Raw genomic sequence first — 25,163 nt, forward strand, 5'->3', positions numbered from 1 at the left:
GCTTCGAGCGTGGCTTTCGCCCGCATTCCGCGAATTATCGGCCCGGCCCTCGCTTGACTGCGAAGGTCCGGGATCAAGCCGTTTCGCCCCGATACTACCCGATTTCAGATGCCTGGTGTGCCGCGTTCAAGCGGACTGTCCGAGACCCGTTGACTGCCATGACCGATAAAACCGACGCCCCCGCGCGCGACTATTCCGAGACGCTCTTCCTGCCGCAGACCGAGTTCCCCATGCGGGCGGGCCTGCCGCAGCGCGAGCCGCAACTCCTACAGCGCTGGAACGAAATGAAGCTCTACGAGCGCCTGCGCGAGGTCCAGAAAGGGCGGTCGCGCTTCGTGCTGCACGACGGGCCTCCCTATGCCAACGGCAACATCCATATCGGGCATGCGCTCAACAAGATCCTGAAGGACATGGTCGTCCGGTCCCAGGGCATGCTGGGCTTCGATTCCAACTATGTGCCCGGCTGGGACTGCCACGGCCTGCCGATCGAGTGGAAGATCGAGGAAGAATATCGCGCCAAGGGCAAGAACAAGGACGACGTGAACGTCGTCGAGTTCCGCCGCGAGTGCCGCGCCTTCGCCGAGAAGTGGATCGACGTGCAGCGCGAGGAGTTCAAGCGCCTCGGCGTCGAGGGCGATTGGACCAACCCTTATCAGACCATGTCCTTCGATGCGGAAGCGCAGATCGCCCGCGAGATCATGAAGTTCGCGACGAGCGACCAGCTCTATCGCGGCTCGAAGCCGGTGATGTGGTCCTCCGTCGAGAAGACCGCGCTCGCCGAGGCCGAGGTCGAGTATCATGAGAAGACCTCGACCACGATCTGGGTGAAGTTCCCGATCACCGACACCCTCGACGGCGATCTCGAAGGCGCATCCGTCGTCATCTGGACGACCACCCCCTGGACGATCCCCGCCAACCGCGCCATCGCCTTCGGGTCGGATATCTCCTACGGCCTCTTCAAGGTCACGGAAGCGGCAGGCGACAACTGGGCGAAGGTGGGCGACCGCTCCGTGATTGCCGACAAGCTCGCGGCGGACGTGTTCGCGGCCTCCCGCGTCACCGGCTACGAGCGCATCAAGGACGTGCTGCCGGTGATGATCGAGCGCTGCGCGCATCCATTCCGTGGGCTTGAGGGCGCGAACGGCTATTGGGATTTTAAAGTCCCGATGCTGCCCGCCGATTACGTCACCGACGATGCGGGCACGGGCTTTGTGCATACCGCTCCCGGCCACGGCGCGGACGACTACAACACCTATATCAAGCACAAGGCGGTGTTCGAGGCCTGCGGCATGAAGGAAGTGCCGCACACGGTCGCGCCGGATTCGTCCTACTTCCCGAACATCCCGCTCTTCGCGGGCGAGCGCATCTATGACGACAAGGGCAAGGATGCGGGCGCCAACGAGGCGGTGATCAAGAAGCTCGTCGAGGCCGGCGCGCTGATCGCGCGCGGTCGCCTGAAGCACCAGTACCCCCATTCCTGGCGCTCGAAAGGTCCGCTGATCTTCCGCAACACGCCGCAATGGTTCATCGCCATGGACAAGCCGCTCGACGACAAGGGCGATACGCTCCGCCAGCGCGCGCTGCATGCGATCAGGACGGTCGAGTGGGTTCCGGAATCAGGCGAGAACCGCATCACCGGCATGATCGAGAACAGGCCCGACTGGGTCGTGTCGCGCCAGCGCGCCTGGGGCGTGCCGATCGCGGTCTTTGTCAGGAAGGGCACGAACGAGATCCTGAAGGACGAGCGCGTCAACAACGCCATCGCCGACGCCTTCGAGAAGGAAGGCGCGGATGCGTGGTATGCCGATGACGGCGCGCGCTTCCTGAAGGCCGGCGGCTATGACGTGGCCGATTTCGAGAAGGTCAACGACATCCTCGACGTGTGGTTCGATTCAGGCTGCACCCATGCCTTCGCCCTCGAAAAGCGCGACGATCTCAAGGTGAAGCGCAAGGTCGATGGTGGGCCGGATCAGGTCATGTATCTCGAGGGCTCGGACCAGCATCGCGGTTGGTTCCACTCCTCGCTTCTGGAAAGCTGCGGCACGCGCGGACGCGCGCCTTACGACATCGTGCTCACCCACGGCTTCGTTCTCGACGAGAAGGGCCAGAAGATGTCGAAGTCGCTCGGCAACGTGGTCGCGCCGCAGAAGGTGATCCAGGATTCCGGCGCAGATATCCTGCGTCTCTGGGTGGCGGCGTCCGACTATTCGGATGATCTGCGCATCGGCCCGGAGATCCTGAAGACCTTCGTCGAAACCTACCGCAAGCTGCGCAACACCATCCGCTGGATGCTGGGCTCGCTTGCCCATTTCCATGAGGCGGAGAAAGTGGCGGTGGCGGAGATGCCGGAGCTGGAGCGCTTCGTGCTTCATCGCCTTGCCGAGCTCGATGGTGAGATGCGCGAGGCCTATCGCAGCTTCGACTACAAGCGCGTGGTCGCGCTGCTCAACTCGTTCCTGACCACGGATCTGTCGGCTTTCTATTTCGATATCCGCAAGGACGCGCTCTATTGCGATCCCTTGTCGAGCAAGGTCCGCAAGAGCGCGCTCACCGTCATCGACATGACCTTCCGCGCCGTTGCGACCTGGATCGCGCCGATCCTGGCTTTCACGGCGGAGGAGGCGTGGCTCGCGCGTTATCCGAACGCCGAGTCGGTGCATCTCGAGACCTTCCCGGAGCTCCCGGCGGAGTGGCGCGACGAGGCTCTCGCCGAGCGCTGGGCCAGGATCCGCCGCGTCCGCCGCGTCATCACCGGCGCGCTGGAAATCGAGCGGGCGCAGAAGCGCATCGGCGCGAGCCTGGAGGCTGCTCCCATCGTCTACATCAACGATGATAGCCTGTGGGAGGCTGTGCAGGGGCTCGATCTGGCCGAGATCGCCATCACGTCCGGGATCAGGGTGGAGCGGGGCGAGGGCCCGGGCGACGCCTTCCGTCTCGACGATGTGAAGGGCGTTGCTGTCGTGCCGGCCCTGGCCGAAGGCCGCAAATGTGCCCGTTCCTGGAAGGTCTCGGCTGAAGTCGGCTCCGATCCCGACTATCCGGACGTGACCCCGCGCGATGCGGAGGCCCTGCGTGAATGGGATCGGTTGAGGACGGCCGCGTGATGGACAAGGCAGACGAGTCGGAAGCCTCGCTTCCGGAGACCGCCGCTCCGGAGAGGGCGCCGCCCCGGCGTCCCCACTCTCCTTCCAGCCCTTCTTCATCGAGGGGCGGAGGAAAACGCCGGTCGAAGAAAAACGGCCTTTCTGTCGCCGCCACGATCGGCTTCAGCCTCGCGCTCCTCACCCTGATCCTCGACCAGGCCACGAAGCTTTACACCCTGTTCGTGTTTGAGCTTCCGGTGAAAGAGCCGGTGGCGCTGAACCCGTTCGTGAACCTGATCGTGGTCTGGAATCGCGGCATTTCCTACGGTTTGTTCCAGCAGAACAGCAATCTGGGCCGGTGGATCCTGATCGTCGTATCCCTCCTGGCCGCGATCGGCCTGTCCTTCTGGATCCGCCGGACGAAGGGGAAGCTCCTGGCGGCTTCGCTCGGGCTGATCGTGGGCGGGGCCGTCGGCAATGTCATCGATCGCCTCGTCTACGGGGCGGTCTTCGATTTCATCCAGTTCCAGCTCGGAGACTGGTCCTGGTATGTGTTCAACGTGGCCGATGCGGCCATCGTTGCGGGGGTGGTCGGTTTGCTTTATGACTCCTTCGTGCTGGAGCGACGCCGAAAGGTGTGAATTGACGCGCGAGAACGTCGGGCGGCCATATGTTCGCCAGAATGAGCAATCAGGCGTTCCCGCGAGAATGGAACAGTCAGGTGGGTACCATGAAGGGATTGAAGGTCTTCGGTTGCGCGGGTGCTCTGGCGCTTCTTGTCGCCGCCTCCGGTGCTTCGGCGCAGGAGGGCGAGGCCGTGAAGAGCCTGCTCGGCAGCATCGGCATCATCCCCAAGGAAAAGCCTCCCATCATCTACAATGAGCGTGCCCCGCTCGTGCTGCCGCCCAAGATGGAGCTGCGCGCTCCGGCGCCTGGCGGCGGCGCCGAGGCCCGCAACGGCAACTGGCCCAAGGATCCGGACGTGATCGCGGCCCGCAAGGCCGCCGCCGACGCCAAGACACCCTATACGAGCTCGGAACTCTACAAGAACAGCAACGCCAGGCCGCTTTCCATCGAGGAAATGCGCGCCGGCCGCGATCCGAACAACTACGTCCAGGGCGGTCCGCCGGCCCCGGTCGGCCGGCAGGCCGACAAGAGCGTCATGAGCCCCGACGAGCTTCGCTCGTTCAGCACGAAGAACGACGACGTCAAGCTTTCAGGCGACGGCCTTGAGCGGCGTTACCTCAGCGATCCGCCGGGAGGTCTTCTGAAGGCCGCGGCCGGTGCGCCCCTCCAGGCTTCCGTCGAGCCCCGGCCGGTGGTCGATCCGGACAGTCCGCTGGGCTTCATCCAGCAGCAGCAGAGGCGGTAAGGCGGCCTTGCAAGACGGTGTTTTCAGGCGAACGGACTCCCCGTTTCGCCTGAAGTCGCTTTAAGGCCAAGCTGTTCGAAGCCGGCTCTTGAAAAACCATGTCGCACGCGAAACGTGCGCTGCTCCGCTTGCGTAGCCTTCAGATTGCACTATTCCCGTAGGAGAATCCTACGCGCAGATTTGATTCCGTTAAGGTTGAAACGTCATGGACACATCCCCGAAGCCCCTGTTGCGTACCGGCTCCCCCTCCGTAGGGCGGACCGAGGGCGGCGGCCCCGATGTGTCGTCCTTCACCCTCGATAACGGTCTCGACGTGGTGGTGATCCCGGATCACCGGGTGCCTGTCGTCACGCATATGGTCTGGTATCGCAACGGTTCGGCCGACGATCCGCTCGGGCAGTCCGGCATCGCTCACTTTCTCGAACACCTGATGTTCAAGGGCACCGAGAAGCATCCGGCCGGCGAGTTCTCCAAGGTCGTTTCCGGCCTCGGCGGCCAGGAGAACGCTTTCACGTCCTTCGATTATACGGCCTATTTCCAACGTGTCGCCCGCGACCATCTCAAGACCATGATGGAGTTCGAGGCCGACCGCATGACGAACCTCCTGCTGGAGGAGAGCGTCATCGGTCCCGAGCGTGACGTGGTGCTGGAGGAGCGGCGTATGCGGGTCGAGACCGATCCGGCCTCCCAACTCGCCGAGGCCATGGCGGCGGCGCTTTTCGTGCATCACCCCTACGGCATTCCGATCATCGGCTGGATGCATGAGATTGAAACCCTCAACCGGGATCACGCCCTCGATTATTACCGCCGCTTCTACACGCCCGAGAACGCCATTCTCGTCGTCGCGGGCGATGTGACGGCTGACGATGTGCGCCGCCTGAGTGGCGATACCTATGGTCGCATCGCGCCGCGCGGCAAGCGCCCGGTGCGCTTCCGCCCACGCGATCCCGAGCCGGTCGCCGCGCGCCACATCACGGTCGCTGACCCGAAGGTCGAGCAGCCGACCCTGCAGCGGCTCTATCTCGTTCCCTCCTGCCTCACGGCGAAGGAGCGGGATTGCCATGCGCTCGAACTCCTTGCCGAGGTGATCGGCGGAGGCCCGACCTCCTATCTCTACCGCAAGCTCGTTCTGGAGCGCGGTGTCGCGGTGAATGCGGGCGCCTGGTACATGTCCTCCGCCATGGAAGAGACCCGCTTCTGCGTCTATGCGGTCCCGGCCGAGGGCGTATCGCTTACCGCGCTGGAGGAGGCCGTCGACGAAGTGTTGCGCATGATCCCGGCTGAGGCGCTCGATTCCGAGGCGATCGAACGGGCCAAGACGCGTCTCGTCGCCGAGACGATCTATTCCACCGACAGCCAATCGTCGCTCGCCCGCATTTACGGCTCGGCGCTGGCCATCGGCGAGACTCTCGAGGACGTGCGGCGCTGGCCGGCTGAGATCGAGGCTGTGCTCAAGGACGATCTGGCCTCCGTTTCCGAGCGCTACCTCATCCCACGTCGTTCCGTGACGGGCTACCTGCAGAAGCCGGCATCCTGAACCGCCGCCTGAAGGGTCGCCCAATCTAACAATGAGATGAACATGACCGCTACCGCCGAAATCCGCTCCGCATCCCCGACTACGGTGAAGACGCTGACCTCTCCCGGCGGCGTCGAAGCGTGGCATGTGGAATCCGATGTGGTGCCGCTGATCGCGGTCGCTTTCACCTTCGAAGGCGGATCGGCCCAGGATCCGAAGGACAAGCCCGGCGTGGCGCAGATGCTCGCCCGTCTCCTCGACGAGGGCGCAGGCGATTACGACTCCGACGCCTTCCAGGAGCGCCTGGCCGCCCGGGCCATCGAGCTTTCATTCAATGCCGGTAACGATGCCATCGGCGGCTCGCTCAAGACGCTCGTCAAGCACGCGGATGAGGCTTTCGAGCTCTTGCGCCTCGCGCTCGCCGAGCCGCGTTTCGACCAGGATGCGATCGAGCGCGTGCGCGCCCAGACCATCGCGGGCCTGCGCTATCAGCAGAACGATCCCGGCGTCATGGCCACGCGCCGCTTCTTCGAGGAAGGCTTTGCCGGGCATCCTTATGCGCGTCCGACCTCGGGCACGGTGGAAAGCACCATGGCGATCACCCGCAACGACATCGCGGCCATGCACCGCGCGATCATTGCCCGTGGCCGCGTGAAGATCGCAGTGGTCGGCGCCATCGACGCGGAGCGTCTCTCCGCCCTGCTCGACAAGGTGTTCGGCGCGCTGCCGGAAGCCAAGCCGCTGAAGCCCATCGAGCCGGCCTTGTTGCAGAATCTCGGCTCGCGGCATGTGGTCGATCTCGACGTTCCGCAATCGGTGATCCGCTTCGGAACGCACGGCATTCCATGGCGCGATCCCGGCTTCATTCCCGCTTACGTGCTCAACCACATCCTCGGCGGCGGCGCCTTCACCTCGCGCCTGTTCCAGGAGGTGCGCGAGAAGCGCGGCCTCGCCTATAGCGTCGGCACGTCGCTGGTGAGCTACCGCGCCGCCTCCATGACATGGGGCTATACCGCCACCAAGAACGAGCGCGTGACCGAGGCCCTGGACGTCATCTCGGACGAGATGATGCGCCTGAAGCAGGACGGTCCGTCCGATGAAGAACTGCAGAAGGCGAAGGATTACCTCATCGGCTCCTACGCCCTCGGCTTCGACACCTCGACGAAGATCGCCCATACCCTGGTGCAGATCGCCTTCGAGGGCCTCGGCGTCGACTATATCGCCCGCCGCAACGACCTCGTCGCATCGGTAACCCAGTCCGATATCGGCGGCGCCGCAGAGCGGATCTTCGGCGAAGGCAAGATGCTCACCGTGATCGCGGGACGGCCGACCGGGCTTTGAGCCTTATGCCGTAATGGTCCTGCGCGATCACGACCGGTGCTGGCGAGAAAACTTTTACCTTACCGACCCAACGTCGATCGGTGTGGCGGAGTGAATGGATGCTGCTGCCCTAGCCGCCGCCCGGCTCCGCCCTAGTCTCTCATGCTCTGCGATGAGTCGGAGCATTCCGCATGGCACTGCAGCAAACGATCGATCTCTCCCTTGCCACCCATATCGGCGAAGGTGGTCTGCCGCAGACGGCGGTGGATGCGGCGCTGGCGGTGGTCGGGCGTGCCATGAAGAGACTGGCCGAGGATGATAAGACGGGCCGATTGCCTTTGCTTCACATGCCGCACGCCACGGATGATCTCGACGCGATCCGCGAGGCGGCCTCCTGGCTGAGGCGCGATGCAACGGATGTGGTCTTTCTCGGCACCGGCGGATCGAGCCTCGGCGGGCAGACGCTGGCGCAATTGAAGGATTATGCGGTGCCCGGCGCGGGCCGCTTCGCCGACGGGCCGCGGGTGCATTTCCTCGACAATCTCGATCCCATCACTTTCGACCAGGTTCTGCACAAGCTGCCGCTGTCCTCGACGCGCTTCGTGGCGATCTCGAAATCCGGCGGCACGGGCGAGACGCTGATGCAGACCATCGCCGTGCTCTCGGCCCTCGACAAGGCGGGCCTGAAGGCGCGCCCGGCGGAGGTATTCCTCGGCCTGTCCGAGCCGAGGAAGCCCGGCGGCGACAATGCCCTTCGCGATCTGCTCGAACCGGAGGGCATACGTTTCCTCGATCATCACACCCACATCGGCGGGCGCTATTCGGTGCTCACCAATGTCGGGCTTCTGCCTGCCGCCGTGCTCGGCCTCGACATCGTCGCCGTCCGTAGGGGAGCGGCTGACGCTTATGAGCCATTCCGCAACGGCAGGAGCGCCAAAGATGCACCAGCCGCCGTCGGCGCCGCGATCAACGTCGCCATGTCGCTCGAGGGCAAGAACATTGCCGTCACCATGGCCTATGCGGACCGGCTGGAGCGCTTCACCCGCTGGTGGGTGCAGCTCTGGGCGGAAAGCATCGGCAAGGACGGCAAGGGTGCGCAGCCGGTGGCCGCCATCGGCCCCGTCGACCAGCACAGCCAGCTCCAGCTCTATCTCGCAGGCCCGAACGACAAGCTCTTTACGGTGATCACCACGAATGTCGAAGGGCAGGGGCCGGTCATCGATGAAAAGCTGGCGCAACGCGCAGGCGTGCCGGATTTCGCCGGCAAGCGTATCGGCGATCTCGTTGCGGCGCAGGGCCGCGCCACGGCCGACACCCTCGCCAGGAATGGCCGCCCGACCCGGCAGATCCATATCGAGAAGCTCGACGAGCGCGCGATGGGCGAACTCCTCATGCACGAGATGCTGGAGACGATCCTTTCCGGCTATGCGCTCGGCGTCGACCCGTTCGACCAGCCGGCGGTGGAGGAGGGTAAGATCCTGGCGAAGCAATATCTTGCGCAGGGGATTTAGTGCGGCTTACAGCCAGAGGCGCCAACGACCGCTCCCCTGCGTGAGAAAGCGGGGGAGAATGTCGCGCCTTCTGGCATCCTCGTCCGGGAGGCTTTATCTTCTCCTCTCCAGATTCCCCTCGAACCCGAAGCGTCTCATGACCGTCCGTCGTCTCGATCCCATTCTCGTCGACCGCATCGCCGCGGGCGAAGTGGTCGAGCGTCCGGCCGCCGCCGTAAAGGAACTCGTCGAGAACGCCGTCGATGCGGGCGCGAATTCCATCGAGATCGCCATCGAGGCCGGCGGCCGCCGTCTCATCCGCATCATCGACGATGGGGCCGGCATGTCGCCGGAGGATCTCGAGCTTGCCGTCGAGCGCCATGCCACGTCGAAGATCCCGGATGGCGATCTGTTCGCCATCAACACGCTGGGCTTTCGCGGCGAGGCTCTGCCCTCCATCGGTGCGGTGGCGCGCCTCGCGATCACGACCCGCACGGCGGAGGCGGAGACCGGCTCGTCCATCGTCGTGGAGGCGGGCGTCAAGGGGCCTGTGCGGCCCGCTTCCGCGCCCAAGGGGACGAAGATCGAGGTGACGGATCTCTTCGCCGCCACGCCCGCGCGGCTGAAATTCTTGAAGAGCGACCGCTCCGAGGCACAGGCCGTGGCCGAGATCGTCAAGCGTCTCGCCATCGCTCATCCGACCATCCGCTTCACCTTATCGGGCGAGCACATCACGCCCTTCACCTATCCGCCGGAGCCGGAAGGCGAGCATGGTTTCCTGCGCCGTCTTTCCCGCGTGCTGGGAGCGGAGTTCAACGACAACGCCATGAATATCGGCGTCGAGCGCGAGGGCGTGCGGCTTTCCGGCTTCGCCAGCCTGCCGACCTTCCATCGCGGCACGTCGACTTCCGTGCACTTCGTCGTCAACGGACGGCCCGTGCGCGACAAGCTGCTGCTCGGTGCCGTGCGCGGCGCCTATGCCGATGTGATGGCCTCCGACAGGCATCCGGTTCTGGCGCTGATGGTCGATCTCGATCCGCGCTCAGTCGACGTGAACGTGCACCCGGCGAAGACGGAAGTGCGCTTTCGTGATCCGGCCTTCGTGCGCGGTTTCGTCGTGGCGGCGTTGAAGGAGGCCATCACCCGCTTCGGCTTTCGCTCCGCCTCGACGGGTGGTATCCGCACCCTGGACAGCCTGCGTCCGCAAGGGGTGCCGCCGCGTCCGGTCTCCGTTGCCCATCGCGCGCCGTCCATCCGCCATTCCAGCGCCTTTGCCGGCTGGCAGGCGCCGCTCGAGCCGGAGAATTGGCGACAGGGATTGGCGGAGGCGCAGGCGAGCCTGCCCGATATCGCCGCGCCCTCCGCCGATAGCCGCGCCACGCTCGCCGAGCACGATCCTTCTGCCGAGCATGCGCCTTTGGGCGCGGCCCGCGCGCAGATCCATGGCACCTATATCGTCGCGCAGACGGAAGACGGCATCGTCATCGTCGATCAGCACGCAGCGCATGAGCGCCTGGTCTATGAACGCCTTAAGCGCGAGCGCGCGGCATCGGGCATTGCGCGGCAATTGCTGCTGATTCCGGAAGTGGTCGATCTCGATCCCGTCGATGCGGATCGCGTCATGGCGGAAGCCCCCACGCTGGAAAGTCTCGGCCTCGTGCTCGAACCCTTCGGCCCCGGCGCGCTCCTGGTGCGCGAGGTGCCCTCCGCGCTCGCGGGCGGGCGTATCAAGGCCCTGGTGCAGGATGTGGCCGATGCGCTGGCCGAATGGGGGCAGGGCGGCTCACACCCGCTGGAAGAACGCCTCGACGCGGTTCTCTCCCGCATGTCCTGCCACGGCTCCGTGCGCGCGGGACGGCGCATGAGGCCGGAGGAGATGAATGCGCTGCTGCGCGAGATGGAGGTCACGCCCCTGTCGGGTCAGTGCAACCACGGCCGACCGACCTATGTGGAGCTGAAGCTCGCGGATATCGAACGGCTGTTCGGGCGGCGGTGAGCCGCCATTCGCGATGCGTTGACATGTGAGCCCGCCGCTCTGGGCAAGGCTCATGCGGTTCTGGTGATATCCGGCCCCGATCTTGACGATCTGGACCGGTCGCGCGTGTTAGCCTCGCCGAAGGAGCGAGTGCCCCGTCATCTCCTGCGGTTGCGGCAGGCCCATCAGTTCGAGAAGCGTCGGGGCGACATCGGCAAGCCGTCCATCGCCCAGCGTTCGGGGCTGTTCGCTGAGAAGGAAAACAGGGACGGGATTGGTGGTGTGCGCCGTATGCGGCCCGCCGGTCGCTGGATCGAGCATCTGCTCGCAGTTTCCATGATCGGCGGTGACCAGCAAGGAACCTCCGGCCTCGCGGATGGCTTCAGCGATTTGTCCCAGGCTGGCATCGACGGTTTCCACCGCCTTGACGGCCGCGGCCAGCACGCCCGTATGTCCGACCATGTCCGGATTGGCGAAATTCAGGACCAGCAGGTCGTAATTGCCTGAACGGATCGCTTCGACGGCCTTGGCCGTGAGCTCGGGCGCCGACATTTCCGGCTGCAGGTCGTAGGTCGCCACTTTAGGGGAGGGGACCATGATGCGGTCTTCGCCCGAATAGGGCGTTTCTTCTCCGCCGTTGAGGAAATAGGTGACGTGCGGATACTTCTCCGTCTCGGCCATACGCAGTTGCCGTCGGCCGGCCTTGGCCACCGTCTCCCCCAAACCATTGGCAAGGGTCTGGGGCGGGAAGAGAGCCTTCATCCGGGTGTCGAGATCCGCGCTGTAGGATGTCATGCCGGCCGCGGCGGCAAAATGCGGAACATCGCCCCGTTCGAAGGAGTCGGACGCCTCATCGAGGAGGGCGTCGAGAAGCTGCCGGATACGGTCGGCGCGGAAGTTGAAGCTCAGGATGCCGTCGCCGGAGCGCATTCCCTCGTAGCCGCCGATCACCGCCGGAGGAAGAAACTCGTCCGTCTTGTCCTGGGCGTAACCGGCTGCGATCGCCGATTGCGCATCGGGATAGCGCACGGCCTTGCCATGCACGAGCGCGTCGAAGGCCTCCTTCACGCGCTCCCACCGCCGGTCCCGGTCCATGGCGAAGTATCGCCCGCACACGGTTGCGATCGGCACCTCCTTGGGAAGGGCCGCTTCGAGTTCGCGGACGTACTCGGCTCCGGAGCGGGGCGGGGTGTCGCGTCCGTCGGTGAAGACGTGCAGCACCGCAGGGATCCCTTCCCGGGCAAGGATCTTGGCGAGAGCGACGGCATGATCCTGATGGGAATGGACGCCGCCCGGCGAGATGAGGCCGAGCAAATGACAGGTGCCACCTGACTCGCGCAGCTTTTCAATGAGACCCGTCCGCTCCAGGAACGCAGCGATGCTGCCGTCGCGGATGGCTTCGTTGATGCGGGGCAGATCCTGCATCACGACCCGTCCCGCGCCGAGATTGAGATGGCCGACCTCGGAATTGCCCATCTGTCCCTCAGGCAGCCCCACATCGAGGCCGGAGGTTCGCAGGAAGGCGTGAGGGCAGGTCTCCCACAACCTGTCGAAGTTCGGCGTCCGGGCCTGCCGCACGGCATTGTCCTGGCGATCCTCACCCCAACCCCAACCATCGAGGATCATCAGCATTGTCGGACGGCGAAGGGACATCTGGCAAAAACCTCTGGCAGGAGAAGATGAGGCGGTTGCCTCGACCTACAGCATCGGACCCAAAAGTGGAATCCACTTTTCCGTGCGATGCGCTAGAAAGGTAGCTTCCCTGAAGTCAGGGCCAGGATGTCTCCCTGGCGCTCATAGACCACCTTCGTGTTGACCCTGGTCCTGCCGTCGCGCTTGCCGCGATAGGTGATCCGCAATCGCCCGGCCTGATCGACTTTCCATGTTCCGGTGATATCCGTGCACGGTGCGCCGGTCTCCGCCCCGTCGCAGTTGCTTTGAGACAGAAGGATGCCGCCCTCGGGGCTGATGGCGAGAGCGCGCTCCTCGCGGAAGGTGAAGGCCTGGATGGTGCTGGAGCTTTCTCCCTGGAAGGTGCCACCACCCTCGATGACGATTCCATCTTCGGTTCCCCATCGCACCGATGTGACAGACGTCAGGTCGCCCCATGTCCCGCTCTTAGCAAAGTCGTTCTGGCGCGTGATCGGGATGAGACGCTCTTTGTCACGTTTCAGAAAATCGGCGCTCACTTTCGCGGGACATCCATGGCAGGCGTCGCCCGGCGTTTGCCCGAGAGTGAGCAGGACGACGGCGTCCGCATAGGGGATCGCCTGATAAGGATAGATGCACTGTTCCGGCTCCGCGATCTTGAGGTTCTTTTTGCGCTCCGAAATGTTCGGATAGGCGGCCTTCATGGCGTCGCGCAGCAATGAATCCGTCGCCATCGACTCGAAAGAGCCCGGACAGAGCTGCAATGGTCGGTCGCTGGCTTGAGCGGCCTGCACACCGAGAAGAAGAGTTGCGGCGGCAATGACAAGCAGTCGCCTAAACATCGAATGTGCCCCGGCACCGACTTTCACCGAACCGCCACCGGCTGATGATCCGGATAATCTACCCTTCTAACCGTGGAGCGGAAAGACCGGCGTGTTTCAACACACGCGTCAGGCTGGTCCTCACTCCGGGCATGAACGCCTCTCCGCTTCAGCGGGAAGGACCCGTCCGCTCGGACGAGGCGGCCCAGATGTTCACGCCGGCCTCGCCCGCGAATTGATCGATCTCGGCCAGTTCCTGGGCCGTGAAGGTCAGGTTCCGAAGGGCGCCCACGCAATCGACGATCTGCGCGGGACGGCTTGCGCCGATCAGGGCGGAGGTGACGCGCCCATTCCGCAGGACCCAGGCGATGGCCATCTGCGCCAGTGTCTGCCCACGCCGTTCCGCGATGCGGTTGAGGCCCTGGACGCGGGCGATGTTGTCGTCGCTAAGGAAGGTCTGGCGCAGGGACTTGCCGGCGGCGGCGCGGCTGTCCTCGGGAATGCCGGCGAGATACTTGCCCGACAGCATGCCCTGGGCGAGCGGCGAGAACACGATCGAGCCCAGGCTCAGCTCATCCAGCGCATCCAGAAGCCCGTCCTCCTCGATCCAGCGGTTGAGCATGGAATAGCTCGGCTGGTGGATGATGCAGGGCGTCCTGAGCTCGCGCAGGATCGCCACGGCCTCGCGGGTTCTCCGGGCGTTGTAGGACGAGAGGCCGACATAGAGCGCCTTGCCCTGTCGCACGGCGGAATCGAGCGCCATCATGGTCTCTTCCAGCGGCGTCTCCGGGTCGAAGCGGTGCGAGTAGAAGATATCGACGTAATCGAGCCCCATGCGCTTGAGGCTCTGGTCCAGGCTCGACAGGAGGTATTTGCGGCTGCCCCATTCGCCGTAAGGCCCGGGCCACATGCGGTATCCGGCCTTGGTGGAGATCACCAACTCGTCGCGCAGGTCCTTGAAATCGGTGCGCAGGACCTCCCCGAAGAACGTCTCCGCGGAGCCGGGAGGGGGGCCGTAATTATTGGCGAGATCGAAATGGGTGATGCCGAGATCGAAGGCCGTGCGGCAGAGATCGCGGGCCACCGCAACGGACTTGTCCTCGCCGAAATTGTGCCAGAGCCCGAGCGAGACCGCAGGCAGCTTCAACCCGCTTCGGCCGCAACGGTTGTAGATCATGGATTCATAGCGGGTCGCGGCAGGCTGGTAGGACATCGTCGTCTCCGAAAGTCACGCGTTAGAGCACCGTGCGCAAAAGTGGATCCGGTTTTGCGGCAACACGATGCGCTGGTGCGACGCTCGCACATCGCCGTTTTCTTGTCTAACCCGATGCCGAAACGTCAGAAGCGTGTGATGACGCTGATGCCGGTGCCCTCGAACCTGTCCATGTTCATGAGGGCGGCAGGCGCGTCGTCGAGGCTGATTTCCTTGCCGATAAGTTTCTGCGGCATGAGCTTTCCGGTTTCGATCATGTCCATCATGGCCTGATAGCGGAATGCCTGCATGCCATGGCTGCCGTAGATCTCCAGCTCATGCGCGATGACCTTGTCCATCGGCACCTGCGGCCTGGCATGGTCGCCCAGCATCAGGCCGACCTGCACATGACGGCCGCGGCGGCGCAGGTTCGCGATGGAATTGAAGCAGGTCGACGGATGTCCCAGCGCATCGATGGAGACATGCGCGCCGCCCTTCGTGATTTCCTTCACCGCGCCGACCACATCCGCGTTGGCGGACGCATCGACCGTCGCCACCGCGCCGAGCTGCCGGGCGAGATCGAGCTTCTCCTGCGTGAGATCGATGGCGACGACATTGGCGCCCATGGCGCTGGCGATCATGATCGCGGACAGCCCGACGCCGCCGCAGCCATGAACCGCCACCCATTCACCCGGCTTCACGCGGGCCTGATCGACGATGGCGCGGAACGAGGTGACAAAGCGGCAGCCGAGACTCGCCGCCGTAGCGAAATCCATGTTCTCCGGCAGTTCGACGAGGTTCGTGTCCGCGTAATCGAGCGCGACATATTCGGCAAACGACCCCCAGGCCGTGAAGCCGGGCTGAAACTGCGTTTCGCAGACCTGATGGTTGCCGGAATTACATTCATGACAATGTCCGCATCCACCGACGAAGGGGACTGTGACGCGGTCGCCGATCTTCCAGCGCGTGACCCGCTTTCCGACCGCTTGCACCGTTCCCGCCAGTTCATGGCCGGGCACGTGCGGCAGCACGATATCCGGATCATGCCCCATCCAGCCGTGCCAGTCGCTCCGGCAAAGCCCCGTCGCCTCGACCTTGACCACGACGCCTTCAGCGGAGGGCGTCGGATCAGGCACATTCCGGATGCTCGGCGGCTTGCCGAAATGCTCGTAGATGACGGCTTTCATGATGGGCCTTTCATGAGCGAAGGAATAAACAGGCGCGGTATAACGAGCGGGTGGCGCTGGGCAAATGCGGCTGCTTGATCTAAAGACTACCAGCTATTAGCTGTCACATCGCAGGCCGTTAACACAACCGAGAAGGGAGGCTTTGATCTAAACGTCAAACTGCTCAAATACATTCAGGAGCAAGGTCTCTATATGGCTGGCAACCATATTTGGTCCTACCTTGAGACTATTGGGATGCCCGCAGCCATTCCGAAGTTTGAGACCTTTTAGTAGCTCATCTTTCTGGTTCTTCCCAATAACTCCGATGGCTGCAATCCTGTTGAGGAATTCCTCCTCGCCCATACGACCAAGCCCATCCTCATCTATTGCGTCCTTCCACTTCGGATTCGCGTTCTTAGCCTCCTTGTTGAACGCAACGAGGTGATCCTTAACGACCTTACGATGAAGTACATCAACGGCAGCTAGCCACGACATGACAATGGCTGAACGATGAAGCTGAGCCTCAAGACATCTGATTGCTTCCTCAGCAAAGGCTCGCGTCGTTGGATTTTGGATTTTCGCAAGATGAGCACGAAGGTCAGATGCAACTTTAACTGCACTAGGGCTTAGCTTTGTCACGCCAAGATTTCGCAGGTAACTCTTGCCTGATTCCGTAATCTCCCAACCATCAGGGACGCGGATAGCCAAGCCCTGGCTGCGATTCAAGGTTGAGGCAGGATTCCAGCTTGTTGTGATTTTAAGCCCTGCTCTCCGTGCTCGCTCGCGGATACCTGTCAGTTCAGTTGGCGTCTCAAACGTAGCTAGGATCAGAAGCAGCTTATCTAATTGCTTTAAATCGCGATGAAGCCACTCTTTCAAGTCATTGGGACTAAGCAAGTTTAGCTTCCAGCTTGTTATGCTCAGATGAGGACAGAGAATACTGATCCTGTCCGACTTGGTTGAATTTGCTTCCTATAAGTGAATCGATATGTTTCGTTAAGTTCTTAGACATGCTGACTCTATAATATTTTTTTGCCTCTTGCATCGTATTAAGGAGTTCGCGACGAGAGAAACTTTCTTTCCCTTCAATAAACTGCAGATAAGCTGCTGCCGCAATAGCAAGGTCTGGCCCTGTCTTGGCGTCAATCTTGGCAGCGATGCTATTTACATGCAGCTTGGTTCCATTGAAAGTTTTGGAAAACGAGCCGGTGTCCTGTGTGTCATCAGTTGCGTCTGCTGTATCAGTGCTGTTTGGTAGAATGGACGGAGCACTGAAGAGCGTCTCAATATGTGAAAACAGCTCTTTTATATCGTCAATTGAAAGTTCGGTCTGGCCTTCATATTCGAATTCTATGGATCCCGCTTTGATCCGAACTTTAGCAGACATATCGACCCCCAAAAGCACCTATTAAGAAGCTAATGAGTGCAGGGGCAGAGTCAATTTGCGAGCGCATATAGGGTTGTGGATGTTTGCGTCTACTGGACTCAGAGGTTGTAGGATTTACGCTTATAGGCTCATCTCATAAACCGCCCGAACACCACCTTCGCCTCCCCGTAATCCCGTCGCTCTATCTCCTCGAACCCATCCGGCAGCGTGACGTCTACGCCCTGCGCTTCCTCAACGAGCACGAGCGCGTCCGGTGTGAGCCAGCCGCCCTCCGCGCAGGAGCGCAGCGCTTTCGGGGCGAGGTCCTTGCCGTAGGGGGGGTCGCAGAACACCACCGAGAACGGGGCGTTGGGGGCAGCGGCGCCCATGCGGGTGGCGTCGCGGCGGAAGAGGCGGGTGGCGCCGCCGGCGCCGACCGTTTCCACGTTCTCGCGGATCAGGCCGCGCGCCTGCGCGCCGTCGTCCACGAACAGGGCGAAGGCTGCGCCACGCGAGAGGGCTTCCAGTCCCATCGCGCCAGTGCCGGCGAAAAGGTCGAGAACGCGCGCGCCCTCGACCGGGTCGTCGTAAGAATGCTGGAGGATGTTGAAGATCGTCTCGCGCAGCCGGTCCGAAGTCGGGCGGATGCCGTCCGATTTCGGTCCTGCCAGCGAGCGGCCGCGCCAGCGCCCGCCCACAATTCTCATGACTTGATCCCTAGCTAGGAAACTCTCCGGAAGCCCTCATCCTGAGGAGGCCATCAGGCCGTCTCGAAGGACGAGGGCGTCTCCAGTGTTCTCTGGAACCTCCTTCGAGACGCCCACTGCGTGGGCTCCTCAGGATGAGGACCAGGGCGTTGTTAGGCGTTGGTCAGCGCCGACCGCGCGGACCACCTTTCGAGCCGCCGCCCTTGAAGCCTCCACCGGGACGGCCCTTCGGACCGCCGCGCGGTGGACCGTCGCCCCGGGGAGGGCCGCGACGTGGACGCTCATCGTCACCACGTGCGCGGAACGGCCTGTCGCCTTCCTCGCGCCGGGGCTTGAAGGGGCGATCGCCGCCTTCGCCACGGGGGCGGAAGGGCTTGTCGCCGTCGCGGCTGCGGAAGGGGCGATCCCCCTCCGGACGCGGGCGGCGCGGACGCTCGCCATCTTCGCTGCGCGCGCGGAAGGGACGCTCGCCCTGCGGTCTGCGGGGCCGTTCGTCGCCCTCATTGGAGCGGGCGCGGAAAGGCCTATCGCCGCGCGGGCGCTCGTCATCACGGCGCGGACGGGCAAAGCCGCCTTCACGCTCGCGGCGCGGCGGAGCCTCGTCCCGATCCATGCGACGGCGGGGACGATCCTCGCCGCCGGGAGCGGAACGGACGTCATCCCGGCGCGGCCTGCGCGCGGGGGCTTCATCCCTTGGCTCGCTCACCAGGCGCTCGACTACAACCTTGCGGCCTTCGCCGGATTCGATGGCGCCGACACGCTGGCGCTGGCGCTCGCCGCTGGCGGCACGCGCCGCCTTCGGGTCGGCGCCGCGACGGGGTGTTCGCTTGTGCGCACCGTCTTCCGATTCATCCGCGCGCCAAATGCTGGTCTTCGGCTCGAGGCGCGAAGGGCGCTTGCGCGGCTCCTCCTCGTCCCGGCCGCGACGCGCATCGTCGCCACGGGCGCGGAACGGGCGGTCGCCCTCGTCCCGGTGACGGCGCGGGCGCTCCTCGTCCCGGTCCCGACCGAAGCGGGCAGGGCGCTCGTCTCGGCGTTCGCCGCGCTCATGATGTTCATGCTTCTTCGGCGATCCGAAGGGGGCGATGGGCTCGCGCACCGGGCTCTCGAAATCGACCCCCGCCTCGGTGGCCAGGGCTGCGCCGAGCTGGTCGCGCAGGATCTTGGTGCGCACTTCCTCGACCATGCCGGGCTCGATATCGCCGAGCTGGAACGGGCCGAAGGAGAGGCGGATCAGGCGGTTCACTTGCAAGCCGAGATGCTCGAGGATGCGCTTGACCTCGCGGTTCTTGCCTTCGCGCAGGCCGAGAGTGATCCACGCATTGTCGCCCTGCACCCGGTCGAGGCGGGCCTCGACGGGGCCGTATTCCATCTCGTCGACGGTGACGCCGTCGCGAAGCTTGTCGAGATCGGCCTGAGTCACGTCGCCATGGGCGCGCACCTTGTAGCGGCGCAGCCAGCCGGTATCCGGATGGGCGATCACGCGGGCGAGGCCGCCATCGTTGGTGAGAAGCAGGAGGCCTTCGGTGTTAATATCGAGCCGGCCTATCGCCACCACGCGGGGCAGGTCCTCCGGCAAGCTGTCGAACACGGTCGGGCGTCCCTCCGGGTCGCGCGCCGTGGTCACGAGGCCGCGCGGCTTGTGGAACAGCCACAGGCGTGTGCGCTCCTTCACCGGCAGCGGCTCACCATCGACGGTGATCTGGTCAGCGGCCGTCACGTTGATGGCGGGGGATTCCAGCACCTTGCCGTTCAGGGTCACGCGGCCTTCCGCGATCATCGCCTCGGCATCGCGACGAGACGCTATCCCCGCGCGGGCAATCACCTTGGCGATCCGGTCCTCGGCGGGCTCTTGGGCAAGTTCTTGGGTCTGCGCTTCGAGCTGGGCTTCGCGGCCGGAGCGTGGGCTTTCCTCGCGGACGGGAGCGGCGCGGCGCGGGCGCTCGTCGCCGCCACGGCCACGGAAGGGACGTTCACCCTCCTCGCGACGCGGGCGGAACGGCCTGTCGCCTTCCTCGCGCCGGGGCTTGAATGGACGGTCGCCGCCTTCGCCACGGGGGCGGAACGGCTTGTCGCCGTCGCGGCTGCGGAAGGGGCGATCCCCCTCCGGACGCGGGCGGCGCGGACGCTCGCCATCTTCGCTGCGCGCGCGGAACGGCCTGTCGCCCTCATCGCGCGGGCGGCGGGGCCGTTCATCGTTGTCACGGCTGCGGAATGGCTTGTTTCCACCCGCGCGGGCCTTCCACGGGCTATCGTCGCCGCTGCGGGCGCGGGAGGGGCGGTCGCCATCCTCGCGGGGTTTGCGGAAGGGCCGGTCACCGGAGGTGCGGCCGCGATCGGGGCGCCCGGGCGGACGGCCCTTTCGATTATCGTCGTTGCTGTCGGTCATGCGAGCCTGATAGCAGAGGAAGGAAAGAGAAGCGAGGACAATGGATAACGCCGGTTCCAACAAAAGCGATCCCAAAAACGATCCGATGGGGGTTGCCTTCGACGAAGCCCGCGCCGCCGCAGCCCGTGGCGAGGTGCCCGTGGGCGCGGCCATCGTGAAGGATGGGCGCATCGTCGCTTCGGCCGGCAATGCCCCGCGTGAACTGCGCGACCCTTCCGCCCACGCGGAGCTCCTCGCCATCCGCCGCGCCTGCGAGGCGCTGGACGAAGAGCGGCTATCCGGCTGCGATCTCTACGTGACCCTGGAACCCTGCACCATGTGCGCCGCCGCTATTTCCTTCGCCCGCATCCGCCGGGTCTATTTCGCGGCCTATGACCCGAAGGGCGGCGCCGTGGACAACGGCGTCCGCTTTTTCCAGCAGGCCACCTGTCATCACGCGCCGGAGGTCTATGGGGGGATCAGGGAAGGGGAGGCGGGGCAGTTGCTCAGGGAGTTTTTCGAAGGCAGGCGGTGATGGATTGCCGTCATCCCGGACGCCTTCGGCGATCCGGGATCGCGTGGTGAGCAAAGCGCCATGCACGGCGCACGATCCCAGGTTCCGCTGACGCTGCCCTGGGATGACTCGGGTTTATCCCCGCAAAAACTCCTGCAGCGCCTCGAGCGTAGCCCCCGGCGCCTCCTCCGCCACGAAATGGCCGGATGACACGCCCTCGCCCTTGATCCCCGGTGCAAAAGTGTTGCGCCAGATATCGAGCGGGTGCTGCTCGTGGCCGCTGGTGCCACTGACGAGATAGAAATCGCTCCAGATCAGCTGCACGGGGCATTCGATTCTTTTGCCCGCCGCGAGGTCCGCCTCGTCCGCCTCGATGTCCCGGGTCGCGCCGGCGCGGTAATCTTCGCAGAAGGCGTGAATGCGGGAGGGTTCGTTGAAGCCATCCCGGTAAGCCCGCATGGCGCGCGGATCGAAGGCGGAGAGGTCGCCCTCGCCCGACCATTTCTTCATCAGCCCCTCGAAATAGGGGATGGGATCGCGGCCGATCTCCTCTTCCGGCTTCGGATATGCTTGCGAGAGAAAGCCCCAGTGAGCCGCGGGTACATGGCCCGCCTTCATCTGCGCCCAGACATAGGAGGTGGGCAGGATGTCGAGCAGCGCCAGCCGCTCCACCCGGCCCGGCTCGTCGAGGGCGAGCCGGTAGGCGACCCGTGCGCCGCGATCATGCCCGGCAATCGCGAAGCGCACATGGCCGAGCGCTTCCATGACGGCGACCACGTCCCGCCCCATGGCGCGCTTGGAATAGGTCTCATGCTCCGGGTCGCTGTTTGGAACGCTGGACCAGCCATAGCCGCGCAGATCCATGCAGACGACCCGGTGCGTCTCGGCGAGTTCGCGCGCGATGCGATGCCACATCACATGCGTTTGCGGAAAGCCGTGCAGCAGCATCAGGGGAGGGCCGTCGCCTTTCGAACGCGCGAAGATGCGGCCAGCCTGCGTATCGATCCAGTGGGATTGGAAGCCGGGGAAAAGGTCGTCGCTCATGGGAGGGCCGTTCTTGCGAGGTGAGGGGATCTTCCACTCACTTAGAGGAGCGGTGCGTTTCGTCAGCCCCGCTCACGTTCCACTTCGCGCCAGCCGATATCGCGACGGCAGAAGCCTTCCGGCCAGTCGATCTTCGATACCGCCTCGTAGGCCCGCTTCTTCGCCTCGGTGATGGTGCGGCCCATGGCAGTGACATTGAGGACGCGCCCGCCATTGGCGAGGATACTGTCGCCGTCCTGCTTCGTGCCCGCGTGGAAGACGAGCACGTCGGCCAGGGCCTCCGCTGCGGGGATGCCGCGGATCTCGGAACCCTTCTCGACCGCGCCGGGATAGCCCTTCGCCGCCATCACCACGGTCAGGGCAGCCTCATCTCTCCATTGCAGGGAGATGCTGTCGAGCACGCCGTCGCTGGCGGCGGCAAGGGCGGTCACGAGGTCGGATTTCAGGCGCGGCAGCAGGACCTGGGTTTCGGGATCGCCGAAGCGGGCATTGTATTCGATGAGCTGCGGCCCGTCCTTGGTCAGCATCAGGCCGGCATAGAGAATGCCGGTATAGGGCGTGCCGCGCGCCTGCATGCCGGCCAGCGTCGGCTTGATGATCTCGCGCATGACGCGGGCCTGCAACTCGGGCGTCAGCACGGCGGCGGGGGAATAGGCGCCCATGCCGCCCGTATTCGGACCCTCGTCGCCGTCGAAGACGCGCTTGTGGTCCTGCGCTGTGCCGAAGGGGATGGCGGTCCGGCCGTCGCAGAGGGCGAAGAAGCTCGCCTCCTCGCCTTCGAGGAAGGCCTCGATCACCACTTCGGCCCCGGCCGCTCCAAGTCCGCCGCCGATCATCATGTCGATGGCGGCCTCCGCCTCCTCGAAGGAGGCGGCGACGACGACGCCTTTGCCTGCGGCGAGGCCATCCGCCTTCACCACGATCGGCACGCCGTAATTGCGGACATAGGTCTTCGCAGTCTCCGCATCCGTGAAGCGGCGATAGACGGCTGTGGGGATGTTGAATTCGGCGCAAAGGTCCTTGGTGAAGGCCTTCGAGCCCTCGACCTGCGCCGCCGCCTTACTCGGGCCGAAGGCCTTGATGCCGGCGGTCTTGAGATCGTCCACCAGTCCGGCGACGAGGGGTGCCTCCGGGCCGACGACCACAAAATCGATCTTTTCCGTACGGCAGAAATCGATCACGGCCGCATGATCGGTGACATCGATGGGAATATTCGTCCCATGCTGCGCGGTGCCCGGATTGCCGGGAGCGATGAACAGTCGGTCGCAGATGGGGCTCGCTGAAAGGCTCCAGGCAAGGGCGTGCTCCCGCCCGCCCGAACCGATGAGAAGAATGTTCATGCCTCGACCCTCCTGTGACGACCGAGGTCATAAAGGCCCAGGCCGTCCGCTTCAACAACGGCCTGTGTGTGGAGGTGAGAAAAGCCGGGCGTCAGATCACGAAGAAATCGTGATAGGTCATCTTGAGACCCTTCTTGAGAATCGCGATCTCGATCTGCTTGGCTTTGCCTGTGCCGTCGGAATCGTAATAGAGTACACCGCTCTTCTTGTTGAAGATGATCCGGTCGTCCTTGTCGTGTGCCTTGTCGCCCGTCCAGAACAGCTTGCCATTCAGCTTGACCGGTTTCGCTTCCGTACCCTTGCCGACCTTGAAGTACTTGTTCTCAAGCCAGATCGTGTCGTCCTTCACATTGAAGTCGGTGACCTTATTGAGGTTGGTCTTCGACGCCTTCACATCGAACACGAAGGTATCACGGCCCATACCGCCGGTAAGCGTGTCTCGACCCGAGCCGCCCTTGAGCACATTGTTGCCGCTAGTCCCAATGATCGTGTCGTTTTTTGCGCTGCCGACAAACACATTCTTATTCTCGGCTACTTCATTGGCTTCGATAACATCGGAAACATGGATGCTGAAGCTCTTATCGAGGGTCAGCTCACCCTTGTCGGAGACGCGGATCGTGACCTGATGCGACGTCGATTGCTCGTAGTCGAGCTTTGTGCCATCGGCCACGACAAGCTTACTGCCTTGGATGGCAAAGCGACCACCAGCATTGTCTAGAAGGGTGTAAGTGAAAGTATCGTCCAGGGTAGAATCCGTTGTCGTAAGGATGCCAATGACCGTTCCGGCCGATGCGCTTTCTATGATGGTTTGGCCGCTCAGGCTCAATTTCTCCGGAGCTGTATTCAGATCATAGCGGCGCTGGATTATGTTGAGGTCGCCGAGAGTCTCATTAAGCGACGCCCATGCGATGACCCACCCGCCATCCTTCAGGCCTGCCACAGTAGGACGTATTTGCTGATAATCGGCAACTATGTTGACCTGTGTATCAGTTGTCCATGCCGCTTGGCCGGCTGCGTCATAGCGCTGCTGATGGATATCGTAATTGGCCGATCTCCACGTGACGACCCAGCCGCCATCGGCTAGGGCCGTCACGCTCGCATCTTCCTGATTGCCGTCTGTAGTCACATTGACGCGTTGGTCGGCAAGATAGATGTAATGCCCGTCTTTGTCGTAGCGTTGCTGATAGATACCGTATCCGGAGCCATCTTGGGCCTTGGACTGCCAAGTCACAACCCAGCCTCCGTCAGCGAGAGCGGTGACGCTCTGATTACATTGATGGTCGAAAGACGTGATATTGACGATATCGTCTAGAATATATGATGGTTGTCCATCTTTGCTGTAATGTTGCTGAAAAATTCCCCCGGCTTCACCGTCCTTGGACTGCCAAGTCACAACCCAACCGCCATCGGCGAGGGCCGTCACGCTCGGCATATTCTGATCGCCGATCTTATAAAGGTTGACCAGTTTTTCGCTGGTGTATGTCGTTTCACCGTTTGCGTTGTAGCGCTGTTGATAAACGCCTTTTCCATCGCCATCCTGTCCATCGGACACCCAGGTTACGAGCCATCCGCCGTCGGACAGAGCCGTTACCGATGAAGAGTCTTGATTGCCATATCTGGAGATGTTGACGGCTTCATCGCTTTCATAAAGCTTCTGGCCATTCCTGTCATAACGCTGGCAATAGATATCTCCATCTGTGCCAAACGTCTTGGCAGACGTCCACGTTACAATCCACCCGCCATCCTTGAGGGCGCTGACGCTCGGCTCATATTGTTGATCCGAAGTGGCAATATTGACGATCTTGTCAGTCAGGAAGGCTTTGCGTCCATGCTTGTCAAAATGCGCTTGGTAGATTCCAGCGCCGGAGCCATCCTGTCCGTCGGACACCCAGGTTACGAGCCAGCCTCCATCCGATAGGGCCGTAACCTGCGCATCTCCTTGGTCAAAAGGCGTCGTGAAATTAACTTTCGTCTCTTCGCCTGCCGTTATGACACTATGGACCATGACTATACTCCAATCTTTATTGTTATTTTATAAAATAACAAAAATTGGAAAAAGTCTATCGCGGTCCCGTCGCCGTTAGGGCAGGCTCAGATGACGAAGAAGTCGGCATAGGTCATCTTGAGGCCCTTCTTGAGCGTGGCGATCTCGACCGCCTTGCCTGCACCTGAGCCGTCGGCGTCATAATACAGCACGCCCTTCTTGGCGTCGTAGATCAGGTAATCGTTCTTGTCCTTG

General features: G+C 63.3%; 19 protein-coding genes. 8 read left to right on the forward strand and 11 right to left on the reverse strand.

Going from position 1 to position 25,163, the window contains the following annotated elements:
- Positions 1-158 precede the first annotated feature (158 nt).
- From ileS to mutL, 7 genes are all read left to right on the forward strand, one after another.
- The gene (ileS, locus tag AB4Y97_RS13575) at positions 159-3,104 is read left to right on the forward strand and encodes an isoleucine--tRNA ligase (RefSeq protein ID WP_441999576.1); all 2,946 of its coding nucleotides are present in this window, start codon (positions 159-161) and stop codon (positions 3,102-3,104) included.
- Positions 3,105-3,259: 155 nt separating this feature from the next.
- The gene (gene lspA / locus AB4Y97_RS13580) at positions 3,260-3,724 is read left to right on the forward strand and encodes a signal peptidase II (RefSeq protein WP_441999598.1); all 465 of its coding nucleotides are present in this window, start codon (positions 3,260-3,262) and stop codon (positions 3,722-3,724) included.
- A gap of 89 nt (positions 3,725-3,813) precedes the next feature.
- Positions 3,814-4,455, forward strand: coding sequence for a hypothetical protein (locus tag AB4Y97_RS13585; RefSeq protein WP_441999577.1), 642 nt, complete (start codon positions 3,814-3,816; stop codon positions 4,453-4,455).
- A gap of 205 nt (positions 4,456-4,660) precedes the next feature.
- Positions 4,661-5,992 (forward strand): M16 family metallopeptidase, encoded by a 1,332-nt coding sequence (locus AB4Y97_RS13590; RefSeq protein ID WP_441999578.1) that lies wholly within the window; start codon positions 4,661-4,663, stop codon positions 5,990-5,992.
- A 36-nt stretch (positions 5,993-6,028) separates the two neighbouring features.
- Positions 6,029-7,312, forward strand: a complete 1,284-nt coding sequence (locus AB4Y97_RS13595; protein WP_441999579.1) for a M16 family metallopeptidase — start codon at positions 6,029-6,031, stop codon at positions 7,310-7,312.
- Between the two features lie 170 nt (positions 7,313-7,482).
- The gene (locus tag AB4Y97_RS13600) at positions 7,483-8,802 is read left to right on the forward strand and encodes a glucose-6-phosphate isomerase (protein ID WP_441999580.1); all 1,320 of its coding nucleotides are present in this window, start codon (positions 7,483-7,485) and stop codon (positions 8,800-8,802) included.
- 136 nt (positions 8,803-8,938) lie between these two features.
- On the forward strand, positions 8,939-10,777 hold the full coding sequence (gene mutL, locus AB4Y97_RS13605) for a DNA mismatch repair endonuclease MutL (protein WP_441999581.1): 1,839 nt from the start codon (positions 8,939-8,941) through the stop codon (positions 10,775-10,777).
- Between the two features lie 108 nt (positions 10,778-10,885).
- Here mutL and gpmI read toward each other — a convergent pair whose 3' ends face one another.
- The 8 genes from gpmI to AB4Y97_RS13645 form a co-directional block, all read right to left on the reverse strand.
- A complete protein-coding gene (gene gpmI, locus AB4Y97_RS13610; RefSeq protein WP_441999582.1) occupies positions 10,886-12,409 on the reverse strand; it encodes a 2,3-bisphosphoglycerate-independent phosphoglycerate mutase in 1,524 nt (507 codons plus the stop codon).
- A gap of 92 nt (positions 12,410-12,501) precedes the next feature.
- On the reverse strand, positions 12,502-13,248 hold the full coding sequence (locus AB4Y97_RS13615; protein WP_441999583.1) for a hypothetical protein: 747 nt from the start codon (positions 13,246-13,248) through the stop codon (positions 12,502-12,504).
- A gap of 148 nt (positions 13,249-13,396) precedes the next feature.
- Positions 13,397-14,440 (reverse strand): L-glyceraldehyde 3-phosphate reductase, encoded by a 1,044-nt coding sequence (mgrA, locus tag AB4Y97_RS13620; protein ID WP_441999584.1) that lies wholly within the window; start codon positions 14,438-14,440, stop codon positions 13,397-13,399.
- Between the two features lie 125 nt (positions 14,441-14,565).
- Positions 14,566-15,606: a zinc-dependent alcohol dehydrogenase family protein gene (locus tag AB4Y97_RS13625; RefSeq protein WP_441999585.1), complete on the reverse strand. Its 1,041-nt coding sequence runs from the start codon at positions 15,604-15,606 to the stop codon at positions 14,566-14,568.
- Between the two features lie 147 nt (positions 15,607-15,753).
- Positions 15,754-16,482, reverse strand: a complete 729-nt coding sequence (locus AB4Y97_RS13630; RefSeq protein WP_441999586.1) for a hypothetical protein — start codon at positions 16,480-16,482, stop codon at positions 15,754-15,756.
- Positions 16,475-16,972, reverse strand: a complete 498-nt coding sequence (locus AB4Y97_RS13635; RefSeq protein WP_441999587.1) for a hypothetical protein — start codon at positions 16,970-16,972, stop codon at positions 16,475-16,477. The genes AB4Y97_RS13630 and AB4Y97_RS13635 overlap by 8 nt, the downstream gene beginning before the upstream one ends.
- Positions 16,973-17,100: 128 nt before the next feature.
- Positions 17,101-17,658 carry a 16S rRNA (guanine(966)-N(2))-methyltransferase RsmD gene (rsmD, locus tag AB4Y97_RS13640; RefSeq protein WP_441999588.1) on the reverse strand — a complete coding sequence of 186 codons (558 nt, stop codon included), beginning with the start codon at positions 17,656-17,658 and terminating at the stop codon, positions 17,101-17,103.
- Between the two features lie 163 nt (positions 17,659-17,821).
- On the reverse strand, positions 17,822-20,047 hold the full coding sequence (locus AB4Y97_RS13645; RefSeq protein WP_441999589.1) for a pseudouridine synthase: 2,226 nt from the start codon (positions 20,045-20,047) through the stop codon (positions 17,822-17,824).
- Positions 20,048-20,087: 40 nt separating this feature from the next.
- Between AB4Y97_RS13645 and AB4Y97_RS13650 the strand changes: the two genes are divergently transcribed.
- Positions 20,088-20,561, forward strand: a complete 474-nt coding sequence (locus AB4Y97_RS13650; RefSeq protein ID WP_441999590.1) for a nucleoside deaminase — start codon at positions 20,088-20,090, stop codon at positions 20,559-20,561.
- Positions 20,562-20,675: 114 nt separating this feature from the next.
- Here the strand turns inward: AB4Y97_RS13650 and AB4Y97_RS13655 are convergent, their stop codons facing one another.
- The 3 genes from AB4Y97_RS13655 to AB4Y97_RS13665 all read right to left on the reverse strand — a co-directional run bounded on the left by AB4Y97_RS13655 (position 20,676) and on the right by AB4Y97_RS13665 (position 24,929).
- Positions 20,676-21,584 (reverse strand): alpha/beta fold hydrolase, encoded by a 909-nt coding sequence (locus tag AB4Y97_RS13655; RefSeq protein WP_441999591.1) that lies wholly within the window; start codon positions 21,582-21,584, stop codon positions 20,676-20,678.
- Between the two features lie 62 nt (positions 21,585-21,646).
- On the reverse strand, positions 21,647-22,924 hold the full coding sequence (purD, locus tag AB4Y97_RS13660) for a phosphoribosylamine--glycine ligase (RefSeq protein ID WP_441999592.1): 1,278 nt from the start codon (positions 22,922-22,924) through the stop codon (positions 21,647-21,649).
- 91 nt (positions 22,925-23,015) lie between these two features.
- Positions 23,016-24,929, reverse strand: a complete 1,914-nt coding sequence (locus AB4Y97_RS13665; RefSeq protein WP_441999593.1) for a hypothetical protein — start codon at positions 24,927-24,929, stop codon at positions 23,016-23,018.
- Positions 24,930-25,163 lie beyond the last annotated feature (234 nt).

It is taken from the genome of Microvirga sp. 2TAF3 (genome assembly GCF_052114965.1).
Classification (GTDB): Bacteria; Pseudomonadota; Alphaproteobacteria; order Rhizobiales; family Beijerinckiaceae; genus Microvirga.

Bases quoted from the DNA above. Each gene is read 5' to 3' on its own strand.
- ileS (WP_441999576.1), top strand. From the start codon at position 159: ATGACCGATAAAACCGACGCCCCCGCGCGCGACTATTCCGAGACGCTC.
- AB4Y97_RS13585 (WP_441999577.1), top strand. From the start codon at position 3,814: ATGAAGGGATTGAAGGTCTTCGGTTGCGCGGGTGCTCTGGCGCTTCTT.
- AB4Y97_RS13590 (WP_441999578.1), top strand. From the start codon at position 4,661: ATGGACACATCCCCGAAGCCCCTGTTGCGTACCGGCTCCCCCTCCGTA.
- AB4Y97_RS13595 (WP_441999579.1), top strand. From the start codon at position 6,029: ATGAACATGACCGCTACCGCCGAAATCCGCTCCGCATCCCCGACTACG.
- AB4Y97_RS13600 (WP_441999580.1), top strand. From the start codon at position 7,483: ATGGCACTGCAGCAAACGATCGATCTCTCCCTTGCCACCCATATCGGC.
- mutL (WP_441999581.1), top strand. From the start codon at position 8,939: ATGACCGTCCGTCGTCTCGATCCCATTCTCGTCGACCGCATCGCCGCG.
- gpmI (WP_441999582.1), bottom strand. From the start codon at position 12,409: ATGTCCCTTCGCCGTCCGACAATGCTGATGATCCTCGATGGTTGGGGT.
- AB4Y97_RS13615 (WP_441999583.1), bottom strand. From the start codon at position 13,248: ATGTTTAGGCGACTGCTTGTCATTGCCGCCGCAACTCTTCTTCTCGGT.
- mgrA (WP_441999584.1), bottom strand. From the start codon at position 14,440: ATGTCCTACCAGCCTGCCGCGACCCGCTATGAATCCATGATCTACAAC.
- AB4Y97_RS13625 (WP_441999585.1), bottom strand. From the start codon at position 15,606: ATGAAAGCCGTCATCTACGAGCATTTCGGCAAGCCGCCGAGCATCCGG.
- AB4Y97_RS13635 (WP_441999587.1), bottom strand. From the start codon at position 16,972: ATGTCTGCTAAAGTTCGGATCAAAGCGGGATCCATAGAATTCGAATAT.
- rsmD (WP_441999588.1), bottom strand. From the start codon at position 17,658: ATGAGAATTGTGGGCGGGCGCTGGCGCGGCCGCTCGCTGGCAGGACCG.
- AB4Y97_RS13645 (WP_441999589.1), bottom strand. From the start codon at position 20,047: ATGACCGACAGCAACGACGATAATCGAAAGGGCCGTCCGCCCGGGCGC.
- AB4Y97_RS13650 (WP_441999590.1), top strand. From the start codon at position 20,088: ATGGATAACGCCGGTTCCAACAAAAGCGATCCCAAAAACGATCCGATG.
- AB4Y97_RS13655 (WP_441999591.1), bottom strand. From the start codon at position 21,584: ATGAGCGACGACCTTTTCCCCGGCTTCCAATCCCACTGGATCGATACG.
- purD (WP_441999592.1), bottom strand. From the start codon at position 22,924: ATGAACATTCTTCTCATCGGTTCGGGCGGGCGGGAGCACGCCCTTGCC.
- AB4Y97_RS13665 (WP_441999593.1), bottom strand. From the start codon at position 24,929: ATGGTCCATAGTGTCATAACGGCAGGCGAAGAGACGAAAGTTAATTTC.